Raw genomic sequence first — 18,370 nt, forward strand, 5'->3', positions numbered from 1 at the left:
GGCTGTCCGCCAAATTCGGCGAGTTCTTCGCCGCGGCTAAATCAAACTAATAAGACTTCCGAAATTCCGCATCTTGCCGCTCAAGGCATTCCAGTTCCAAATCCTCCTTGAGTTCGTCGCGTATGCGTGACGCAGGATATTTGGTGATTGCGGCTTTAGCCTCTTCCTTGCATTGCATAGATATCGTTCGCCATTTCTCGTTAGGCATGGTCACCCGCCCGACGAATTTCGCTCCTTTCAACTCGGCACACATGACGTAGAGCCTTCTCCACGTGTCGGCGATGGGTGTTCTGGGTCCCGCAGAGGCAGTCGCCTTTTCCGCTTCGTACGTACACTCGTTGTCGATCCGGCTCCACTGAGCGTCGCTCATACCGGGTGTCTTGAAGACAGGTCTTGTCGACGTGTCGCTTAAACATCCGGCCAGCAGGGTTACTGACAGCAGGGCCGGAACCAATCTGATTTTTGGAGAGAAAACTTTGAATGAGCCGAAGAAACCCGCCGGTAGCGAACTCGACAAGGACGACGACAGGAGGCGCCAACTCAGTACTCTCATCGGGCTCTCCGATAAATTCGGCGGCTCCCTCGCCAAAGCGTTTGCGAAGAATATCGCTGAAGGGAAAAAATTCGATGATGTTCTAAAGTCGATGCGCCGATCTCTTGTGGAAACAGGGTTACGTATGGCGCTCGGGCCGCTTCAGATCGCGCTTAGCCAAGGCGCGCGGGACTTGACGGCAGGGCCGGCGCAATCGTCGTTGCCCTTGGGGAGTGGCTTGTTCTCCAGCCTTGCCAAGGGGCTCGAGTCAATCGTTGGCTCCATCTTTGGATCGGGAGCCGGTGCGGCTGCTGCGCCATCTCCCTTTGCTCAGGGCGGCGTGTTCTCCCGCGGCATGGTGATGCCGTTTGCGCAAGGCGGGGTGATCGGCGCGCCGACCTATTTTCCGCTCGGGCGCGGCCTCGGCCTCATGGGTGAGCAGGGCGCGGAGGCGGTGATGCCTCTGGCGCGCGGGCCGGATGGGCGCCTCGGTGTCCGCACTGGCGGAGGTGGACGGCCCGTTGCGGTGACCGTCCATGTCTCGACGCCAGACGCCGACAGTTTTCGCCGCTCGGAAGCGCAGGTTTCCGCAGCGCTCGCCCGCGCTGTGGCGCGCGGTCAGCGCGGCATGTGAGCGGTTAGGCGCTCTCCTTCGCCAGAATAGCGGCAAGCGCGTCCTTGATCTGGACGCGCTTCATCTTCAGCGCCTCCTCCTCATCCTGCGCCTTGGGGTCGAGATGGGTGTCGAGCGCGTGAATGGCGTGGTTGAGCTCGCGATACTTTTCCAGAAGCCGCGCGAAGTGCGGATTGTTCGCCGTCAGGCGCGCGATGCGGTCGGCCTGGTTGGGGAAATCGTCCTCGAGGTCGTCGGATGGTTTGCTCATGGCGCAAAAATCTCCCGTCGGCGAAAGGGCGCTCCGGTCACAACGCCGCGTCCGCTTTTTTCGTTTCACAGCAATCAAGGATGAACCATGGCCTCCGATTTTCACGAGGTCCGCTTTCCGCTCGACGTCAGCCTCGGCAGCCGGGGTGGGCCGGTGCGGCGAACCGACATCGTCACGCTCGCGTCGGGCCGCGAGCATCGCAACAGTCGCTGGGCGCAATCGCGCCGCCGTTATGATGCAGGACTTGGCGTGCGCAGCACCGATGCGCTTCATGCGGTGATCGTCTTTTTCGAAGAGCGACGCGGACGGCTGATCGGTTTTCGCTTTCGCGACAGGACCGATTGGCGCTCCGGTGCACCCTCCAAAGAGCCTACGGCGCTCGATCAGCGCGTTGGGACAGGCGACGGCACGACGCGCGGCTTTCAGCTGACCAAAACCTACGGCACGTCCTATGCGCCTTATCAGCGCGCCATCGCCAAACCTGTCGGGGGAACGGTGCGGGTTGCGCTGAACGGTGTGGAGCAGACGGTCGGTCCTGATTTCAATTGCGATCCGGCGTCGGGCCTTGTCACGTTCACCGTGGCGCCGCCGGCGGGCGCGGCCATCACGGCGGGCTATGCGTTCGATGTTCCGGTCCGCTTCGACACGGACGAACTCGACATCGATCTGTCGGCTTTCGAGGCGGGCGAGATTCCAAAAGTCCCGCTGATCGAAATCATTCCCTGAGTTTCTTTAAAAATCATGCGCAATATTCCTTCCGGCCTCGTCACACATCTCGCTGACGGGGTGACGACGCTTTGCCATTGCTGGAAACTGATCCGCCGCGACGGAACGACGTTCGGTTTCACGGATCATGATCGCGATCTCTCTTTCGGCGCCACCACGTTTGCCGCGCGGTCCGGCCTCGAGGCCGCAGAAGCGACGGCCGAACTTGGCTTCGCGGTAGGCGGCGGCGAGGTTTCCGGTGCGCTCGTTTCCGCCGGGCTGACGGAAGACGATATTTCCTCCGGACTCTATGACGATGCGAGCGTCGAAACCTGGCTCGTCAACTGGGAGAACGTGGGCGACCGGATTCTGCTCGATGTCGGCTCCATCGGCGAAATCCGCCGTGCGGACGGGACCTTTGTCGCGGAGGTAAGGGGGCAATGCACCGCTTCGACGAGGAGCGGGGCCGCCTGTTTCGCGCAACTTGTTCGGCAGATCTCGGCGATGCCAAGTGTGGCGTCAAGATTTCCTCGTCGACTTATACCGGAAACGGCACGGTGACGCGCACGGATAGCGCGCTCGTGATTGCAGCCTCCGGTATCGGCTTTGCGGATGGCTGGTGCACGGGCGGGCATCTGACCTGGACGAGCGGCGCGAACAAGGGGATCTCCGTCGAGGTAAAAGTTCACCGCGCGGTGAGCGGGACCGACGAATTCGATCTCTGGCAGCGTGCGCCGCAGGCCATCGCGGTCGGCGACAAATTCCGCGTCACGGCGGGATGCGACAAGATTCACACAACCTGTCGTGACAAGTTCAAGAACGCCGTGAACTTCCGTGGCTTTCCTCACATGCCGGGTAACGATTTCATCATCCGCATGCCGCGCCAAGGCGAGCCGGGGTTGGACGGCGGAAGCTTCTTCAAGTGATGTCCGGTCAGTCTTTTTCTTTCCGTGTCGTTGCCGAGGCGCGATCATGGATCGGTACGCCCTATCGCCACCAGGCGTCGCTGAAAGGCGTCGGTTGCGATTGCCTCGGGCTTTTGCGCGGGGTGTGGCGAGGCGTCATGGGTGCCGAGCCGGAATTACCGCCGCCTTACTCGCCCGATTGGGCAGAGTCGGGCGCGGATATGCTCGTCGCGGCCGCGCGGCGGCATCTCATTGAAGCCGATTGCCAAGGCATCGCGCCGGGGACGTGCTCCTGTTCCGCTGGCGCGACAACCTGCCGGCGAAGCACTGCGCCATCGCGACCTCCGAAGACACAATTGTTCACGCCCATGACGGTGCCTGCGTCGCAGAGGTGGCGTTTCGCCCTTGGTGGCGGCGGCATCTCGTTTATGCGTTTCGATTTCCTGGATAACAGCAATGGCCACAATCGTTCTTCAAACAGTTGGCTCGGTGGTCGGCGGAATGATCGGCGGGCCTCTCGGGGCCATGGCCGGTCGCGCGCTCGGCGGTCTTGCGGGAGCGGCTATCGACAATGCGCTTCTGAGCGGCTCCGATACGCCGAAAATGGTCGAGGGGCCGCGGCTCACCGAGATGGATGGCCTGATCTCGTCGGAGGGCGCGCCGATCCCTCGCATCTATGGCCGAGCGCGGATCGGTGGACAGCTCATCTGGGCGACGCGGTTCGAGGAAGTGGCGAACACCACATCCGACCGCTCTGGTAGCCAGGGCGGAAAGGGGATGGGCGGCCAGGGGCAGAAGACCGTCACCACGACCTATTCCTACTACGCCAATCTGGCAGTCGGCCTGTGCGAGGGGCAAATTGCCTTCATCCGCCGCGTTTGGGCCGATGGGCGCGAGGTCGATCTCAACACCATCACGATGCGCGTTCACCGCGGCCACGAGACGCAGGTCGCCGATCCGCTCATCGTCGCGAAGGAGGGAGCTAACAATGCTCCGGCCTATCGCGGGCTCGCCTATGTGGTGTTCGAGCGGTTGCCTTTGGCCGATTTCGGCAATCGTGTGCCGCAATTCGCCTTCGAGATCGTGCGCCCGGTCGCGGGCCTCAACACGATGGTGCGCGCGGCCTGCCTGATCCCCGGCGCGAGCGAGTTTGGATACGACACGCTGCCGGTCTCGCAAGTTCTTGACCTTGGCAAGACGAGGTCCGAGAACCGCCACCAGCTGCAGCGCGGAAGCGATGTGGCGGCCTCCCTTGATGCGCTGCAATCGCTGTGCCCGAATCTGAAACGGGTTTCGCTCGTGGTGAGTTGGTTCGGCGATGACCTGCGCGCGGGCTCGTGCCGCATCGAACCGCGTGTCGATGTGACAACGAAGACCACCGATGGCGCGACGTGGTCGGTGGCTGGCGTTAGTCGTGAGGACGCCAAGGCCGTCTCGACTGTCAACGGTTCGCAGGCTTATGGCGGCACGCCGTCCGACGAGTCGGTCATCCGCCTGATCAAGGAATTGAAGGCGCGAGGGCTCGACGTTGTCCTTTATCCCTTCGTCATGATGGACGTGGCGGCGGGTAACACATTGCCGAACCCTTATGGCGGGACAGGCCAAGCCGCCTATCCCTGGCGTGGGCGCATCACGTGCCATCCCGCCCCGGGGAAGGCGGGTTCGCCAGACGGGACGAACACGGCGGGAACGCAAGTCGGCCAATGGTTCACGAATGAATGGGGCTTCCGGCGTCTGATCCTTCACTGTGCCGATCTCGCAGTGCGGGCTGGAGGCGTCGATGGCTTTCTCATCGGCAGTGAGCTGGTGGGCCTTACGCGGGTGCGCTCGGCGTCGGGAATTTATCCAGCCGTCGATGCGCTGAAACAATTGGCGAGCGATGTGCGCGCCGTTGTCGGTTCTGCGACCAAACTGGTCTACGCTGCCGACTGGACCGAATATGGCGCGCATGTGCTCGACGGCGGTGACGAGGTACGTTTCCCGCTCGATCCGCTTTTCGCGCATTCGGCCATCGATGCCGTCGGCATTGATTATTATCCGCCGATTTCCGACTGGCGGGATGGGCCGGATCACGCGGATCTCAAGATCGCTCGCAGCATCTACGATGTCGACTATCTGCGCGGCAGGCTGGGAGCAGGCGAGGCGTTCGAATGGTACTACGCGAACGCATCCGACCGCGCCGCACAAAGGCGCACGACGATTTCCGATGGGGCTTATGGCAAGCCGTGGATCTATCGTGCGAAGGATCTCGTTTCCTGGTGGTCGAGCGCGCATGTGGAGCGCGTCGGCGGCGTCGAGATCCGCACCACGGCCTGGAGAGCGAAATCGAAGCCGATCTGGCTTACCGAAATCGGCGTCCCTGTCGTGGACAAAGGCCCGAACGGCCCGAACGTCTTTCCCGATCCGAAATCGTCGGAATCTGCCTATCCGCCTTTTTCGCGCGCGGTGCGGGACGATCTTGTCCAAGCACGCGCGCTCGAGGCCATTCTGTCGCGTTTCGATCCGGCGCAGAAGGGACACTCAACCGCCGACAATCCGACATCGTCGTCCTATGGCGGCCTCAGGGTCGATCCGGCGAATGTCTATATCTGGGCGTGGGATGCGCGTCCGTTCCCCGCCTTTCCGGACTTCGACGCGGTCTGGGCGGACGGCGCCAATTGGGAAACAGGCCACTGGGTCACCGGCCGCCTCGAAGGGGCCGCGCTCGATCGCTTGATCCCCGCGATCCTAAAAGATTTCGGTCTCGACGCTTCGGGGCCGTTTCCGGTCGATGGTTTCGTCGATGGCTATGTCATCGACCGCCCGATGTCCGCCCGCGGGGCGTTGGAGCCGCTGATGCGTCTCTTCGGCGTCGATGCGGTTGCGAGCGGTGGCGGCACACTGTGGAGAGGACGCGGCGGGCGTGTCGCGGCGGTGCTCGCGAAGGACGATTTTGTTCTTGGCGAAAAGCAACCGTCGCTCAAACTGACGCGTGCGCAGGAAACGGAGCTGCCGCAACAGGTGGAGATCGGCTTCTCGGAAGGCGACGGGGATTATCGTCGGGCTGCCGTGGCATCGCGCCGGCTCGCCGGCGTGAGCCGCAGGGAGTCGCGCGCGGACTCGGCTGTCATTACTCGCCGCGTAGAGGCGCAGCGTTTGGCGGATACCTGGCTGCAGGATCTGTGGGCAGGACGGGAAAGCGCGGAGTTCGAACTGTCGCCCCGGCGCATCGAGGTCGAACCCGGCGATGTCATCTCCCTTCCGACCGATGTGGGGCCGAAGCTGCACCGGGTCGTGCGCGTTGCTGACGGCATTACGCGGAAGGTCTCGACGCGAGCCGTGGAGCCGGCGGTCTTTGAGACGCCCGGAAGCGGCGCGGTTTCGCGGCCTGTGCGCCGTCCTCCGCCTCTTCCCGGCAAGCCGATGGCGGTCGTTCTCGACCTCCCCGCAGGAAAGGGCGATCCGGTTCCGTTGCAATACATTGCAGTGGCAGCGGATCCGTGGCCGGGTGCCATGACCGTTTGGCGATCCGGCAACGGCGCGAGTTTCACGGCGCACCGGTTCATCGATTTGTCCGCGCTCATCGGTCGGACGAAAAGCGCGCTGTCGCCGGGTCCGCTATGGCGGTGGGACCCGCGAGCGACCGTCGACATTGAAATCTCCTCCGGGGCGATAAGCTCCGTCGATGACGAAGCCGCTTTGGCGGGAGGAAACCTTTTTGCCCTGCAAGGGACCGACGGGCGATGGGAAATTCTGTCCGCTGCGCGGGCCGAGATGCTCGGCGAGCACCAATACCGGTTGTCGCGTTTGTTGCGCGGTCAAGGAAACAGCGAGGCGGAAGCCGCCCGCGCCGTTCCAGCCGGTGCGCTCATCGTTCGTCTCGACGAGGCGATTACGCCGCTTACGTCCGATCTTGAGGATCTCGGACGGACCTGGCGCTACCGCATCGGCCCGGCCGGGCGCGATCACGCGGATGCTGCAATCGTGGAGATTGCCGCGACGGTCGGGCGCGATCCGCTCAAGCCCTTGAGCCCCGTGCATGTCGCGGCGCGGCGGGAAGGTGACGGCGTTCGCCTCTCGTGGATTCGCCGCGCGCGCCGCGAAGCGGATGCCTGGGATGTCGCGGATATACGTCTCGGCGAAGATGCCGAGCTCTATGAGATCGACATTCTGAGCGGCGACCTCGTGCGCCGCACGCTCATCAGCAGCGAGCCTGCAGTTCTCTACTCCGCCGCGCAGGAAACAGCGGATTTCGGCACGGCGCAAACCTCACTGCGCGTTCGTATCGCGCAAACCAGCACAGTGGCGGGACGCGGTTTCGAGCGGGATGTGACCGTTTCGATCCTCTAGCGCGGCCCAGCTGCATCACTCACGACAGGCCAATCAATGTCTTCAACGCCTCATTTGGCCCTGCCGCTGCTTGCAGCTGCGCAGGCGCAGAAACATGTCACGCACAACGAAGCGCTCACCTCTCTCGATGCGCTGCTGCATCTTGCGGTGAAGGAGAAAAACAGGACGAGCGCGCCCGCTAGGCCGGAGGAGGGAGATCGCTATCTCGTCGGAGCGGGCGGCGCCGGGGTCTTTGCAGGTCACGAGAACGAGATTGCGCTGTTCGATCTCGGCGTCTGGCGTTTCTTCACGCCGCGTCCGGGGTGGCGCGCCTATGTCGAGGCCGAGGATCGCATCCTTGCTTTCGACGGCGTGAGCTGGCGCGATCTCGGTCATTATGGGCGCGATCTGAGCCGCGCCGAGCGGCTTGGCATCGGCACCGCCCCTGACGATCTCAACAGGATCGCGGCGAAATTGAACGCGACCCTGTTCAGCGCCCTGACGACCGCGGAGGGCGGGACAGGCGATCTGCGCTTTGTCCTCAACAAGACTGACGCCGGAAATGTGCTGTCTCAACTCTACCAGCGCGGATTCAGCGGACGGGCTGAGACGGGCTTGATCGGCAGCGACGATTTTAGTCTGCGAGTTTCGCCGGATGGGAGCCAATGGCGAGACGCTTTGCGGGTTGACTGCAATTCGGGCTTCGTGTCGTTTCCGAGTGGTACGGCAGCCTTGCCGAATGCGAATCTGCTCATCAACTCCAATTTCCTGGTCAATCAACGAGCTTCGATCGGCGGGACGATTGCATCCGGCTACTATACTTACGACCGGTGGAAGGCGGGATCAGGTGGCGGCACATTTAGCCGCGCCACTGACGGAACGATGACGTTTAGCGGCTCGCTCGATCAGATTGTCGACGTAGCGAACGCACCAGCCATGTTGGGCAGTACGACCTTCGCCAACCGCACGCTCACTCTTTCCGTCGAAGATCCCACGGCTCCGCTTTCGGTCACGATCGGCTCGAAGACCGCGACGATTCCGGCAGGGGCGGGGCGTCGTTCGGCGACGGTGACACTCGGCGCATCGGATACCGGTCACATCACCGTCAGGTTCCAGTCGAGCGTCAGTTGTTCGTTCAAATGCGCGAAGCTGGAACTTGGACCCAATGTGACCCCTTGGGTCGCCGAGCCATTTGAAGTCGAAGAACTCCGCTGCCGTCGATACTATCAAAGGATCTCGGCTGGCGGTGGCCCTCCCATGGTGTTGGGCGCGCTGGCGCAGCGCGTCTCGACCAACATCATCGACATCCCTTTCAGTCTGCCTGTTCCAATGCGCGCCGCTCCGACGTTGGCGACAAGCGGGCTCACCTGGGCGAATGCGAGTCCGTCCGGCAACCAAGCCGCTTTCTTCGACAATGTCGCCGGGACATGGGCTGTTCAAACGGGCGGAGTGACGCTGACAGCGGCTGTTGCCGGACTCACGTCCGTTGTCTTGCGGTTTCTTGCGGGAACGTCGTTCACCGGTGCGGCCGGCTCCATCGGAAACATCTATTTCGGCAACGTCGCCTATATCGGTTTGCAGGCGGAGCTTTAAGAGATGACCTCCGCCAGAACCTCGTTCGACGAGGCGCTCGCCGTCGTGCTGACGCATGAGGGCGGTTTCGTCCAGCATCGGCTCGATCCCGGCGGCGCGACCAATTTCGGGATCACCCGGGAGACATTGTCCCGCGCTCGCGGATGTCCTGCCTCAGTCGAGGATGTCCGCGACCTCGCACAAGCCGAGGCGGGCGCCATCTACCGCCGCTTTTACTGGGACGTTATCCGCGGAGAGGAGCTCCCTCTCGGCATTGCTCTCGCGGTCTTTGATGCCGCCGTCAATTCGGGTCCGGGACGTGCTGTCCGCCTTTTCCAGGAAGCGCTTGCGGTGCCGGTCGACGGCCTGATCGGCCCGCTGACCGTGAAGGCCGCCGGGAAAGCCGATCCCGCGGAGACGATCCGCGCATTTACCCGCGCCCGTCTCGGCTTCCTCGCCCGCCTCGCCATCTGGCCCGTCTTCGGAAGGGGATGGCGTCGGCGGGTTCTTGCGGTCGAGCAGGAGGCTCTCCGGCTCGCCCATGCTTCAACCTCTCTTCAAAAGGACGCCTGACATGATCAACACCAAGACAATCCTGGCCAGCCGCACGGTCTGGTCCAACCTGACCGGCCTGGCCGCTCTTCTTCTCGGCCTGTTCGGTTTTGACGCTTCCGCTCTCAGTACGGGGGCTTTTGCGGACGCCGTGGTCCAGCTGGTCGCAGCGGCGAGCTTCATTGCCTCGACGGTTTTCCGTATCCTGGCTACGAAGCAGATCCTGAATTAGAGTAACATTCAGGAATTGTTCAGTGCGAAAGGCGCATGTCTTCTTTCATGCGACTGGTTTGGTCAATCATTGTTCTGTGGGGACTGACGGGTGCGGCGTATGCGCAGAGCGCGACGTCGGCGCTCCAGAACTGTTTGCCCACCCGCGACATGCAGGAGGCCGTGGCCTCCAAAAGCGTGGTCGCGCCTGCTTTCGCGGTCATGACCGCCCGGCGGCAGGTGCCGAATGCGGAGGTGCTGAGGGCCAACCTTTGCCGGAACAGCGACGCTCTCGTTTATGTCATCATGGCCTTGCAGAAAGATGGTAGGATCGTGCAAGTGATGATCGACGGTCCTTCCGGCCGGGTGAAGTCAGTCCATTAAGGGGAAGCTCGAAGCGTGCGTCTTCTCGTCGTCGAGGATGACAAGATCCTCAACCAGCAGATCGTGACCGCCCTCGAACATGCGGGGTATGCGGTCGATTCCGCCATGGACGGGGAAGAGGGGCAGTTCCTCGGCGATACGGAGCCCTACGACGCCGTGATCCTCGACCTTGGCCTGCCGAAGGTCGATGGAGTCACGGTTCTCAGCGCCTGGCGTCGCGAAGGGCGCAAGATGCCCGTCATCATCCTCACCGCGCGCGACCGTTGGAGCGACAAGGTGCAGGGCTTCGATGCCGGCGCTGACGACTATGTGACGAAGCCCTTCCATATGGAGGAACTGCTCGCGCGTGTCCGGGCGTTGCTCCGGCGCGCGACGGGACATGCCACCAGCGAGATCACCTGCGGGCCGGTTAAACTCGATACCCGCTCCGGCCGTGTGGCCGTGGACGGCAATCCGATCAAGCTGACTTCACACGAATACCGCCTGCTCTCCTATCTGATGCACCATACCGGGCGCATCGTCTCTCGCGGTGAGCTGACGGAACACCTGTACGATCAGGACTTCGACCGCGACTCCAACACGATTGAGGTCTTCATCGGACGGCTGCGCAAGAAGCTCGGTGTCGACATCATCCAAACCGTGCGCGGGCTGGGTTACCTCCTCGACACGAGCCAGACCAAGACGTGACCGGGGTCCATTCGATCCTCGACCGGTTCGAGCGTCGCTCGATCGCCGTCCGCCTGGCGGTGTCCGCCCTGTTCTGGAGTTTCGTGATCCTGCTGATCGCAGGGCTGATCCTTTCGACACTCTACCGGGACAACACGGAGCGGGCTTTCGATCAGCGCCTGCTCGTCTATGCCAATACGCTGGCCTCGAACCTCGTCGCGCCGGGAGACCCCGACCGCGATCTCGGGCCAATCGGCGATCCGCGTTTCGAATTGCCGCTGTCAGGCTGGTATTGGCAGGTCGCGCGGCCGAACGCGAAGCCGAGGGAGATCCGCTCCTCGAAATCCCTGTTCGGAGGGCAGCTTCCAAGCCTCACACCGAATGCCGACGAGAATTTCGGCCAGATCCGACGGGGGTACGGAAAAGCCCCCGACGAGCGCGGCCTGCGTGTCATCGAGCGGGATATCGATTTGGGTGAGGATGGGCGCTTCATCATCCGCGTCGGCGGGCCGTCGGACGAGATCGAGGCAGATGTGCGCAGGTTCCTGGTTGCGCTGACGGTGACGTTCCTGCTTCTCGGCATGGCCTTGGGCGCCAGCACTCTGCTGCAGATCCGCTTCGGCCTTCAGCCGCTGGTCAATCTCCGCAGCGCACTCGGCGCGATCCGACGCGGGGAGGCGGAGCGGATCGCTGGCGAATATCCGCGCGATATTGCGCCGCTTGTAGGGGAATTGAACCAGCTTCTCGACACCAACCGCGAAATCCTCGAGCGGGCGCGGACCCAGGTCGGCAATCTCGCCCACGCTCTCAAGACGCCGCTGAGCATCATCGTCAACGAAGCGGAAAATGCCCCCGACGAGGTCGCCGCAAAGGTGCGCGAACAGGCCACGATCATGCGCGATCAGGTGAATTACTACCTCGACCGCGCCCGCGCGGCAGCCCTCGCAGGGACGCTCGGAACGCTGACGGAAGCGGAGCCGGTGATCGCCGGGCTCGCCCGGACCTTCGCCAAGATCTACCGCGACAAGGACCTGACGATCGATCTGGCCATTGCGCCGAACCTGCGGTTCCGCGGCGAGCGGCAGGACCTCGAGGAGATGGCCGGGAATCTCATCGACAATGCCTCCAAATGGGCTGCCGGGCGGGTGGCCGTGACGGGAGAGATCGTTCTGATGGACGATGAACGCTCTCGCCTGCGCCTGATGATCGACGATGACGGCCCTGGTCTGCCAGAGGCGGCACGGGAAGAGGTGCTCAAGCGCGGCCACCGTCTCGATGAGACGAAGCCGGGCTCGGGGCTTGGGCTTTCCATTGTCCGGGATCTGGCGGGGCTCTATCGCGGGGCGGTCAAGCTCGAAGCCTCGCCGCTTGGGGGATTACGGGCGGTTCTGGAACTGCCCGGGGACAGGGCCTGACAAAATTCCGCATTTGTGCGTGACACCGTGCCGCCGTCGTGCTTCACGAGAGGCCGCGGTAAGTAGGCTCCTATGGTGATTTGGATAATACTCCTGACGATGACGGCGGCGGCTGTGATGGCGGTTCTTTGGCCGCTGTCGCGCCATCACGGCCAAAATAGGCAGGTCGATCCGAACACCCAGTTCTACCGCTCGCAGCTTGCCGAAATCGAGCGTGACCAAGAAAAAGGGGCGCTTTTGCCGAGCGAGGCGGAGGCCGCCAAGGCCGAGGCCGCGCGTCGCCTGCTGCGGGCGAACGGTCAACAGGATGCGGGCTTCGTCGCCGTGGGCGAGCCTGCTTTGCGCCGGCGCCGCGCGGCGTCTGCGCTGGCCCTTTCGGTCGTCCCGATTCTCGCGATTGCGATTTATGGGGCCTACGGTTCACCGCATTTTCAGGGCGGTGCTCCGATTGCGATCAAGCAGGAAGCCGCAAAGCTCGATTTCGCCGCTGCCGTGGGCCAGATCGAGGCTCATCTTGCGAGCAACCCGGAGGATGGCCGGGGCTGGGAGGTTCTGGCTCCTGTCTATTTGCGGATGGGGCGCGTGGATGACGCGGTCAAAGCCTATGGATCAGCCATCCGTTATCTTGGCCCTGAGGCGGGAAGGCTTGCGAACTACGGCGAAGCGATGGTGCTCGCCAAGGACGGTGTCGTCTCAGCGGAAGCGCAGGCCGCGTTCGAGCAAGCCGTCGCGCTCGATAAGTCTTCCGCGAAGGCCCGCTTCTATCTTGCCCGCGCTGCCGAACAGGATGGCCAGATCGAGAAGGCAAAATCGGCCTATTCCGATCTTCTCTCGACCTCACCGGCCGATGCGCCGTGGGTCCCGGTTGTCAGGGAACAGCTGTCCCGCCTCGGCGCTCCTCAGTCCGACGCGGCGGAGGCAGGTGCTCCGAGGATCGGCTCCGACGACATCGCGCGCATGGTGTCCGGCCTTGCCGCCCGCCTCGAAGCGCAGGGCGGCAGCGCAGAGGAATGGGCCCGATTGATGCGATCCTATGCCGTTCTGGGCCAACGTGATAAGGCTGCGGCTGCGGCCAAGCAGGCTCGCCAGGCGCTTGCCAAGGACGAGGCCGGGCTGAAAACCATCGAGATGATGGCCCGTGAACTGAAATTGACCGACGCCGAACCATGACCAGAAAACAACGTCGTCTGACCCTCATCGGTGCCGCTGGAGCCGTCCTCGCGATTGCGCTCGGCCTCGTGCTCTATGCGATGAATGACACGATTGTGTTCTTCAATTCGCCGGCCGACATCCAGGCCAAGAATGTGAGGCCGGGAACCCGTTTCCGGCTCGGTGGCCTGGTGAAGCCGGGCTCCTTGCAGCGCGGCGAGAGCCAGCAGATTTCGTTTGAAGTGATGGATGCCGAGAGCTCGATTGTGGTCCGCTACAGGGGGCTGCTGCCCGACCTTTTCCGTGAGGGGCAAGGCGTTGTCGCGGAGGGCGTTCTGGAAAATCCCGGTGTTTTCCGGGCGGACACCGTTCTCGCCAAGCATGACGAGACTTATATGCCTCGCGAGGTGGCCGACGCCCTGCGGCGTCAAGGCCACTGGCAGGGTGAAGGAAAAGCCTCACAACAGGCAAAGTAAACTGAGGGGATGCCATCGTGTTGGTCGAGGCCGGACATTTCGCGCTCGCGCTCGCGCTTGGCTTGTCCCTGATTCAGTTTATCGTCCCGCTTTGGGGCGCGCGCACCAACGATCCGGTGTTGATGGGTGTTGCTCCTGCGAGCGCGCTGGCCGTTCTCGCGTGCATCGGCTTTGCCTTCCTGGCTCTGACAACCGCGTACATCACGTCCGATTTCTCGGTTCTCAACGTGGTCGAGAACTCCCATTCGACAAAGCCACTGATTTATAAAATCTCGGGCGTGTGGGGAAACCATGAGGGGTCGATGCTCCTCTGGGTGCTCATACTCGCTCTGTTCGGCGCAGTCGTCGCGGTTTCGAAAAACACGGTGCCGGTGCGTCTTCAGGCGAACACTCTTGCCGTGCAGGCGGCGATCACGGTCGCCTTTTTGCTCTTCATCCTGATCGCTTCGAATCCCTTCACGCGCATTACACCGGTGGGGGAGGGGCAGGATCTCAACCCGCTTTTGCAGGACCCCGGCCTCGCGATCCATCCGCCGCTTCTCTATATCGGCTATGTCGGCTTCTCGATTACGTTTGCCTTCGCCTGCGCCGCCTTGATCGATGGCCGCATCGATGCCGTGTGGGCCCGGATCGTCCGTCCGTGGACTCTGGGTGCATGGTCCTTCCTGACGCTTGGCATCGCGATGGGCTCCTACTGGGCCTATTACGAACTTGGCTGGGGCGGATGGTGGTTTTGGGATCCGGTTGAGAACGCCTCCCTGATGCCCTGGCTCGCCGGGACGGCGCTGCTCCACTCCACCGTCGTGATGGAGAAGCGCGATGCGCTCAAAGTCTGGACGATCCTGCTCGCAATTCTGACTTTCTCGCTGTCGCTGCTCGGCACCTTCCTGGTGCGCTCGGGCGTGCTGACGTCAGTTCACTCCTTCGCGGTCGATCCAGCGCGCGGAAGCTTCATTCTCGGCATTCTGGTCGCCTTCATCGGCGGCTCCTTTGCGCTCTTCGCGTGGCGCGCGCCCCTCCTGCGGCAGGGCGGATTGTTTGCGCCCGTCTCGCGCGAGGGTGCGCTCGTTGTGAACAACCTTTTCCTCGCGACCGCCTGCGCTACGGTATTCATCGGCACGCTTTATCCGCTGGCTCTCGAGGTGCTGACGGGCGAGAAGATTTCGGTCGGCGCACCGTTCTTCAATCTCACCTTCCTGCCGCTGATCATTCCGCTTCTTCTACTTCTCCCGTTCGGGCAGACACTCGCCTGGAAGCGCGGCAACTTTCTCGGCACCGCCCAGAGGCTCTATGCGGCGATGGGCCTTGCGATCGTCGCCACACTGGCGCTGCTGGCTGTGACTGCGGGCGGCCCGGTCGTTGCGCCGTTGGGCATCGGACTTGGCACCTTCCTGATCCTGGGCTCGCTGAACGAAATCGTCACGCGTTCCTGGTCGAAAGGGACACGCCTTGCGGTGGCTTGGCGCAAAGCGGCCGGTCTGCCTCGTTCGGCCTGGGGAACGGCCATCGCCCATGCGGGCGTCGGCGTGACGGTAATCGGTATCGCGGCCACGGCCTGGGGCGTCGAAGCCCTCGGCACTATGAAGGTCGGTGACCGCCTCAAGGCGGGTTCCTACGAAATCAGGCTCGAACGCCTCGTGCCGCGCGTCGAGGCCAATTATCGCGAGGATGTCGCGCTTCTCATGGTCTCCCACAACGGGCGGGAGCTTGGAAATCTGGAGACCATGAAGCGCCTCTATGTGACGCGGAACATGCCGACGACGGAAGCAGGCATCATGACCGTGGGGCTGGGGCAGGTCTATGCCAGCCTCGGCGAGATTCAGTCGGACGGCTCCATCGGCCTGCGCCTCTACTACAAGCCTCTTGTGCTGCTGATCTGGCTCGGCGCGCTCGTGATGGCGGCGGGTGGAGCGCTTTCACTCACGGATCGGCGGTTGCGCATCGGCGCGCCCGCGCGGGCGAAGGTGCCACCTTCCTCAGTTCCGGCGGAGTAGGGGATGCGCTTCGTTTTTGCCCTCATCGGCGTTCTCCTCGTGGCAAGCCCCGTCTTCGCGGTGCAGCCTGACGAGGTGCTGAAGGACCCGGCACTGGAGCAACGCGCTCGCGACATTTCATCGGGCCTGCGTTGTCTTGTCTGTCAGAACCAGTCCATCGACGATTCCGACGCGACGCTCGCAAAGGACCTGCGGTTGCTCGTCCGCGAACGCCTCTCGGCCGGCGACACCGACGATCAGGTGCGCGGCTTCCTGGTCCAGCGTTACGGGGAATTCGTCCTGCTCAAGCCGACCTTCGGCACGCATACGCTGCTGTTGTGGCTGACCCCTGCGCTTGTTCTTGTTCTGGGCGGTCTCGGCGCGTACGCGGCCCTCCGCCGCCGTCCGCAGTCTGCCGGTGCTCTCGACGATGCGGAGCAGGAAGCGCTCGCGGCCGTGCTGAAGCGTGATCCGGACGCGCCTTAAGCAAACCTTACCAACATTTCATCTTGAGGTGAGGGCGCCGTAAGGCTGCGGGGCCCATTTTCTTCCCATGACGAACCCGCAGGGGTTTCGCGAGGAGAAAAAGACAATGTTGGACAAAGCTTCCACCCCCACCCGCAAGCGTATGACCAAATGGCTCGGCGCAGCGGCCGTTGCTGCGTTGATCGCGGGCGGCGCCGTCGAGAGTGGTCTCGTTGTTCCCAATCCGGCCCATGCCGAGCTGCGCTCCATGTCGCAGCCGGTGCAAAGCATGCCGTCCTTCGCCAACGTCATCGACCAGGTGAAGCCCGCGGTCGTCTCGGTGAAGGTGAAGATGTTGAGCGTCGCCGACCGCGGCGGCGACGACGACGAAAGCGACGGCTCGGAGTTTGCGGTGCCCGACATGCCGCCTGGCAGCCCGATGGATCGCTTCTTCCGCCAGTTCCGTGACCAGCAGGGTCCTCGCGGCAAGCATCGCCAGCCGCGGCAGTTCGCCCAGGCCCTCGGCTCCGGCTTCTTCATCTCGGCCGACGGCTACGTCGTGACCAACAATCACGTCGTGGAGAACGCCTCGCAGGTCCAGGTGACGATGGATGACGGCAAGGTTCTGGACGCCAAGGTGATCGGCACCGATCCGAAGACCGACCTCGCGCTTCTGAAGGTCGATGGCGGCAGCGACTTTCCGTATGTCCGCCTCGCCCCGCAGAAGGCGCGGATCGGCGACTGGGTTCTCGCCGTCGGCAACCCGTTCGGCCTCGGTGGCACGGTGACGGCAGGCATCGTCTCGGCGCAGCACCGCGACATCGGCGCAGGCCCCTATGACGACTTCATCCAGATCGACGCGCCGGTGAACAAGGGCAATTCCGGTGGCCCGACATTTAACCTCGCCGGTGAGGTGGTCGGCGTGAACACAGCGATCTTCTCGCCGTCTGGCGGCAGCGTCGGCATCGCCTTCGCGATCCCCGCAAACACCGTCGATCAGGTCGTCGCCTCGTTGAAGGACAAGGGCTCGGTCACCCGCGGCTTCATCGGCGTGCAGATGCAGCCGGTGACCAAGGAAATAGCCGAAGCCATCGGGCTCAAGGAGCCGAAGGGCGCCCTTGTGGCGGATACGGTCAAGAACGGCCCCGCCGCCAAGGCCGGAATCCGGACCGGTGATACCATCGTCGCCGTCAACGGCGAGGCGATCACGGAGGCAAGGGACTTGTCGCGCAAGGTGGCCCAGGTGGCGCCTGGCAAGACCCTTTCGCTCACCCTCTACCGCGATGGCAAGGAGCGTACCGTAACCCTTGAGGTCGCGAGCCAGCCGAAGGGGGCCTAAACCCTTTTCGGAATGGAGCCGGCGCCAAGTTAGAATGTGTCCCTGTCGCTTGGCGCCCACTTCCCACGGCAGGCTGGCCTATCCCCCTCCAAGGCCGGCCTGCCGTTGGGATTAAAATGCGCTACACTCATGCCCATGCGGATTCTCATCATCGAGGACGACCGGGAGGCAGCGTCCTACCTCGTCAAGGCTTTTCGGGAAGCGGGCTATGTGGCGGATCATGCCGCGGATGGCCTGGATGGCTATGCCATGGCGGAATCGGGAGACTACGACGTTCTCGTCGTCGACCGCATGTTGCCGAAGCTCGATGGGCTTTCCCTGATCCGGTCCTTGCGGGAGCAGAGCATTGAAACCCCCGTTCTCATCCTCTCAGCCCTCGGGCAGGTCGATGACCGGGTGAAGGGCCTCCGTGCCGGGGGCGATGATTATCTCCCCAAGCCTTATGCCTTCTCTGAACTTCTGGCGCGCGTCGAGGTGCTCGCCCGCCGGCGCGGTTCAGCGCCGTCGGGAGAGCCGACCGTCTATCGCATCGCGGATCTCGAACTCGACCGCCTGTCCCATCGGGTGGCGCGGTCGGGGCAGGAGATCGTGCTGCAGCCGCGCGAATACCGACTGCTCGAATACCTGATGCGCAATGCCAACAAAGTCGTGACCCGCACCATGCTGCTGGAGCATGTGTGGGACTATCATTTCGACCCGCAGACCAACGTCATCGACGTACACGTCTCCCGCTTGCGGGCGAAGATCGACAAGGGCTTCGACAAACCTCTCATTCACACCATCCGCGGCGCGGGTTACATGGTCCGGGTCGGCAGCGATGGGGATGACGAATGAG

At 63.2% G+C, this 18,370-nt stretch carries 17 protein-coding genes and 2 pseudogenes; 17 read left to right on the forward strand and 2 right to left on the reverse strand.

What is annotated here, in order from left to right; genetic code table 11:
• Positions 1-46: 46 nt before the first annotated feature.
• Positions 47-370 carry a hypothetical protein gene (locus HB375_RS09760; protein WP_167672805.1) on the reverse strand — a complete coding sequence of 108 codons (324 nt, stop codon included), beginning with the start codon at positions 368-370 and terminating at the stop codon, positions 47-49.
• Between the two features lie 106 nt (positions 371-476).
• Between HB375_RS09760 and HB375_RS09765 the strand changes: the two genes are divergently transcribed.
• The gene (locus HB375_RS09765) at positions 477-1,166 is read left to right on the forward strand and encodes a phage tail tape measure protein (RefSeq protein WP_167672806.1); all 690 of its coding nucleotides are present in this window, start codon (positions 477-479) and stop codon (positions 1,164-1,166) included.
• A 4-nt stretch (positions 1,167-1,170) separates the two neighbouring features.
• On the opposite strand, the gene HB375_RS09770 is transcribed toward HB375_RS09765, so the two are convergent.
• Positions 1,171-1,416: an HP1242/YdcH family protein gene (locus HB375_RS09770; protein ID WP_167672807.1), complete on the reverse strand. Its 246-nt coding sequence runs from the start codon at positions 1,414-1,416 to the stop codon at positions 1,171-1,173.
• Between the two features lie 87 nt (positions 1,417-1,503).
• On the opposite strand from HB375_RS09770, the gene HB375_RS09775 reads away from it, so the two are divergent.
• The 16 genes and pseudogenes from HB375_RS09775 (at position 1,504) to HB375_RS09850 (ending at position 18,369) form a co-directional block, all read left to right on the forward strand.
• Complete coding sequence (locus tag HB375_RS09775; RefSeq protein WP_167672808.1) at positions 1,504-2,142, forward strand: DUF2460 domain-containing protein; 639 nt, start codon at positions 1,504-1,506, stop codon at positions 2,140-2,142.
• Positions 2,143-2,157: 15 nt separating this feature from the next.
• Positions 2,158-3,047: pseudogene (locus HB375_RS09780) on the forward strand (DUF2163 domain-containing protein).
• Positions 3,047-3,477: pseudogene (locus tag HB375_RS09785) on the forward strand (C40 family peptidase). The pseudogenes HB375_RS09780 and HB375_RS09785 overlap by 1 nt, the downstream one beginning before the upstream one ends.
• Positions 3,478-3,482: 5 nt before the next feature.
• Positions 3,483-7,355, forward strand: coding sequence for a baseplate multidomain protein megatron (locus HB375_RS09790; RefSeq protein WP_167672809.1), 3,873 nt, complete (start codon positions 3,483-3,485; stop codon positions 7,353-7,355).
• A gap of 36 nt (positions 7,356-7,391) precedes the next feature.
• The gene (locus tag HB375_RS09795; protein ID WP_167672810.1) at positions 7,392-8,927 is read left to right on the forward strand and encodes a DUF2793 domain-containing protein; all 1,536 of its coding nucleotides are present in this window, start codon (positions 7,392-7,394) and stop codon (positions 8,925-8,927) included.
• Between the two features lie 3 nt (positions 8,928-8,930).
• On the forward strand, positions 8,931-9,479 hold the full coding sequence (locus tag HB375_RS09800; protein WP_167672811.1) for a glycoside hydrolase family 108 protein: 549 nt from the start codon (positions 8,931-8,933) through the stop codon (positions 9,477-9,479).
• 1 nt (position 9,480) lies between these two features.
• Entirely contained in the window at positions 9,481-9,690 is a 210-nt protein-coding gene (locus HB375_RS09805) for a hypothetical protein (protein WP_167672812.1), read from the forward strand.
• A 35-nt stretch (positions 9,691-9,725) separates the two neighbouring features.
• Positions 9,726-10,052 carry a PepSY domain-containing protein gene (locus HB375_RS09810; protein WP_167672813.1) on the forward strand — a complete coding sequence of 109 codons (327 nt, stop codon included), beginning with the start codon at positions 9,726-9,728 and terminating at the stop codon, positions 10,050-10,052.
• Positions 10,053-10,067: 15 nt separating this feature from the next.
• Positions 10,068-10,739 carry a response regulator gene (locus HB375_RS09815; RefSeq protein ID WP_167672814.1) on the forward strand — a complete coding sequence of 224 codons (672 nt, stop codon included), beginning with the start codon at positions 10,068-10,070 and terminating at the stop codon, positions 10,737-10,739.
• Complete coding sequence (locus tag HB375_RS09820; RefSeq protein ID WP_343232386.1) at positions 10,736-12,133, forward strand: ATP-binding protein; 1,398 nt, start codon at positions 10,736-10,738, stop codon at positions 12,131-12,133. The genes HB375_RS09815 and HB375_RS09820 overlap by 4 nt, the downstream gene beginning before the upstream one ends.
• Positions 12,134-12,205: 72 nt before the next feature.
• Positions 12,206-13,303 (forward strand): c-type cytochrome biogenesis protein CcmI, encoded by a 1,098-nt coding sequence (ccmI, locus tag HB375_RS09825; RefSeq protein WP_167672815.1) that lies wholly within the window; start codon positions 12,206-12,208, stop codon positions 13,301-13,303.
• Positions 13,300-13,758 carry a cytochrome c maturation protein CcmE gene (ccmE, locus tag HB375_RS09830; RefSeq protein WP_167672816.1) on the forward strand — a complete coding sequence of 153 codons (459 nt, stop codon included), beginning with the start codon at positions 13,300-13,302 and terminating at the stop codon, positions 13,756-13,758. The genes ccmI and ccmE overlap by 4 nt, the downstream gene beginning before the upstream one ends.
• A 17-nt stretch (positions 13,759-13,775) precedes the next feature.
• A complete protein-coding gene (locus tag HB375_RS09835) occupies positions 13,776-15,752 on the forward strand; it encodes a heme lyase CcmF/NrfE family subunit (RefSeq protein WP_167672817.1) in 1,977 nt (658 codons plus the stop codon).
• A 3-nt stretch (positions 15,753-15,755) separates the two neighbouring features.
• On the forward strand, positions 15,756-16,217 hold the full coding sequence (locus HB375_RS09840; protein WP_167672818.1) for a cytochrome c-type biogenesis protein: 462 nt from the start codon (positions 15,756-15,758) through the stop codon (positions 16,215-16,217).
• A 106-nt stretch (positions 16,218-16,323) separates the two neighbouring features.
• Positions 16,324-17,535 (forward strand): S1C family serine protease, encoded by a 1,212-nt coding sequence (locus HB375_RS09845; RefSeq protein ID WP_167672819.1) that lies wholly within the window; start codon positions 16,324-16,326, stop codon positions 17,533-17,535.
• Positions 17,536-17,670: 135 nt separating this feature from the next.
• The gene (locus HB375_RS09850; RefSeq protein WP_167673251.1) at positions 17,671-18,369 is read left to right on the forward strand and encodes a winged helix-turn-helix domain-containing protein; all 699 of its coding nucleotides are present in this window, start codon (positions 17,671-17,673) and stop codon (positions 18,367-18,369) included.
• Position 18,370 lies beyond the last annotated feature (1 nt).

Source organism: Microvirga terricola (genome assembly GCF_011777495.1).
In the GTDB taxonomy this organism is placed as follows: domain Bacteria; phylum Pseudomonadota; class Alphaproteobacteria; order Rhizobiales; family Beijerinckiaceae; genus Microvirga; species Microvirga terricola.

Coding starts and splice junctions, on each gene's coding strand:
- HB375_RS09850 (WP_167673251.1), top strand. CDS start 17,671: ATGCGGATTCTCATCATCGAGGACGACCGGGAGGCAGCGTCCTACCTC.
- HB375_RS09810 (WP_167672813.1), top strand. CDS start 9,726: ATGTCTTCTTTCATGCGACTGGTTTGGTCAATCATTGTTCTGTGGGGA.
- ccmI (WP_167672815.1), top strand. CDS start 12,206: ATGGTGATTTGGATAATACTCCTGACGATGACGGCGGCGGCTGTGATG.
- HB375_RS09800 (WP_167672811.1), top strand. CDS start 8,931: ATGACCTCCGCCAGAACCTCGTTCGACGAGGCGCTCGCCGTCGTGCTG.
- HB375_RS09795 (WP_167672810.1), top strand. CDS start 7,392: ATGTCTTCAACGCCTCATTTGGCCCTGCCGCTGCTTGCAGCTGCGCAG.
- HB375_RS09790 (WP_167672809.1), top strand. CDS start 3,483: ATGGCCACAATCGTTCTTCAAACAGTTGGCTCGGTGGTCGGCGGAATG.
- HB375_RS09840 (WP_167672818.1), top strand. CDS start 15,756: ATGCGCTTCGTTTTTGCCCTCATCGGCGTTCTCCTCGTGGCAAGCCCC.
- HB375_RS09775 (WP_167672808.1), top strand. CDS start 1,504: ATGGCCTCCGATTTTCACGAGGTCCGCTTTCCGCTCGACGTCAGCCTC.
- ccmE (WP_167672816.1), top strand. CDS start 13,300: ATGACCAGAAAACAACGTCGTCTGACCCTCATCGGTGCCGCTGGAGCC.
- HB375_RS09770 (WP_167672807.1), bottom strand. CDS start 1,416: ATGAGCAAACCATCCGACGACCTCGAGGACGATTTCCCCAACCAGGCC.
- HB375_RS09805 (WP_167672812.1), top strand. CDS start 9,481: ATGATCAACACCAAGACAATCCTGGCCAGCCGCACGGTCTGGTCCAAC.
- HB375_RS09845 (WP_167672819.1), top strand. CDS start 16,324: ATGTTGGACAAAGCTTCCACCCCCACCCGCAAGCGTATGACCAAATGG.
- HB375_RS09760 (WP_167672805.1), bottom strand. CDS start 370: ATGAGCGACGCTCAGTGGAGCCGGATCGACAACGAGTGTACGTACGAA.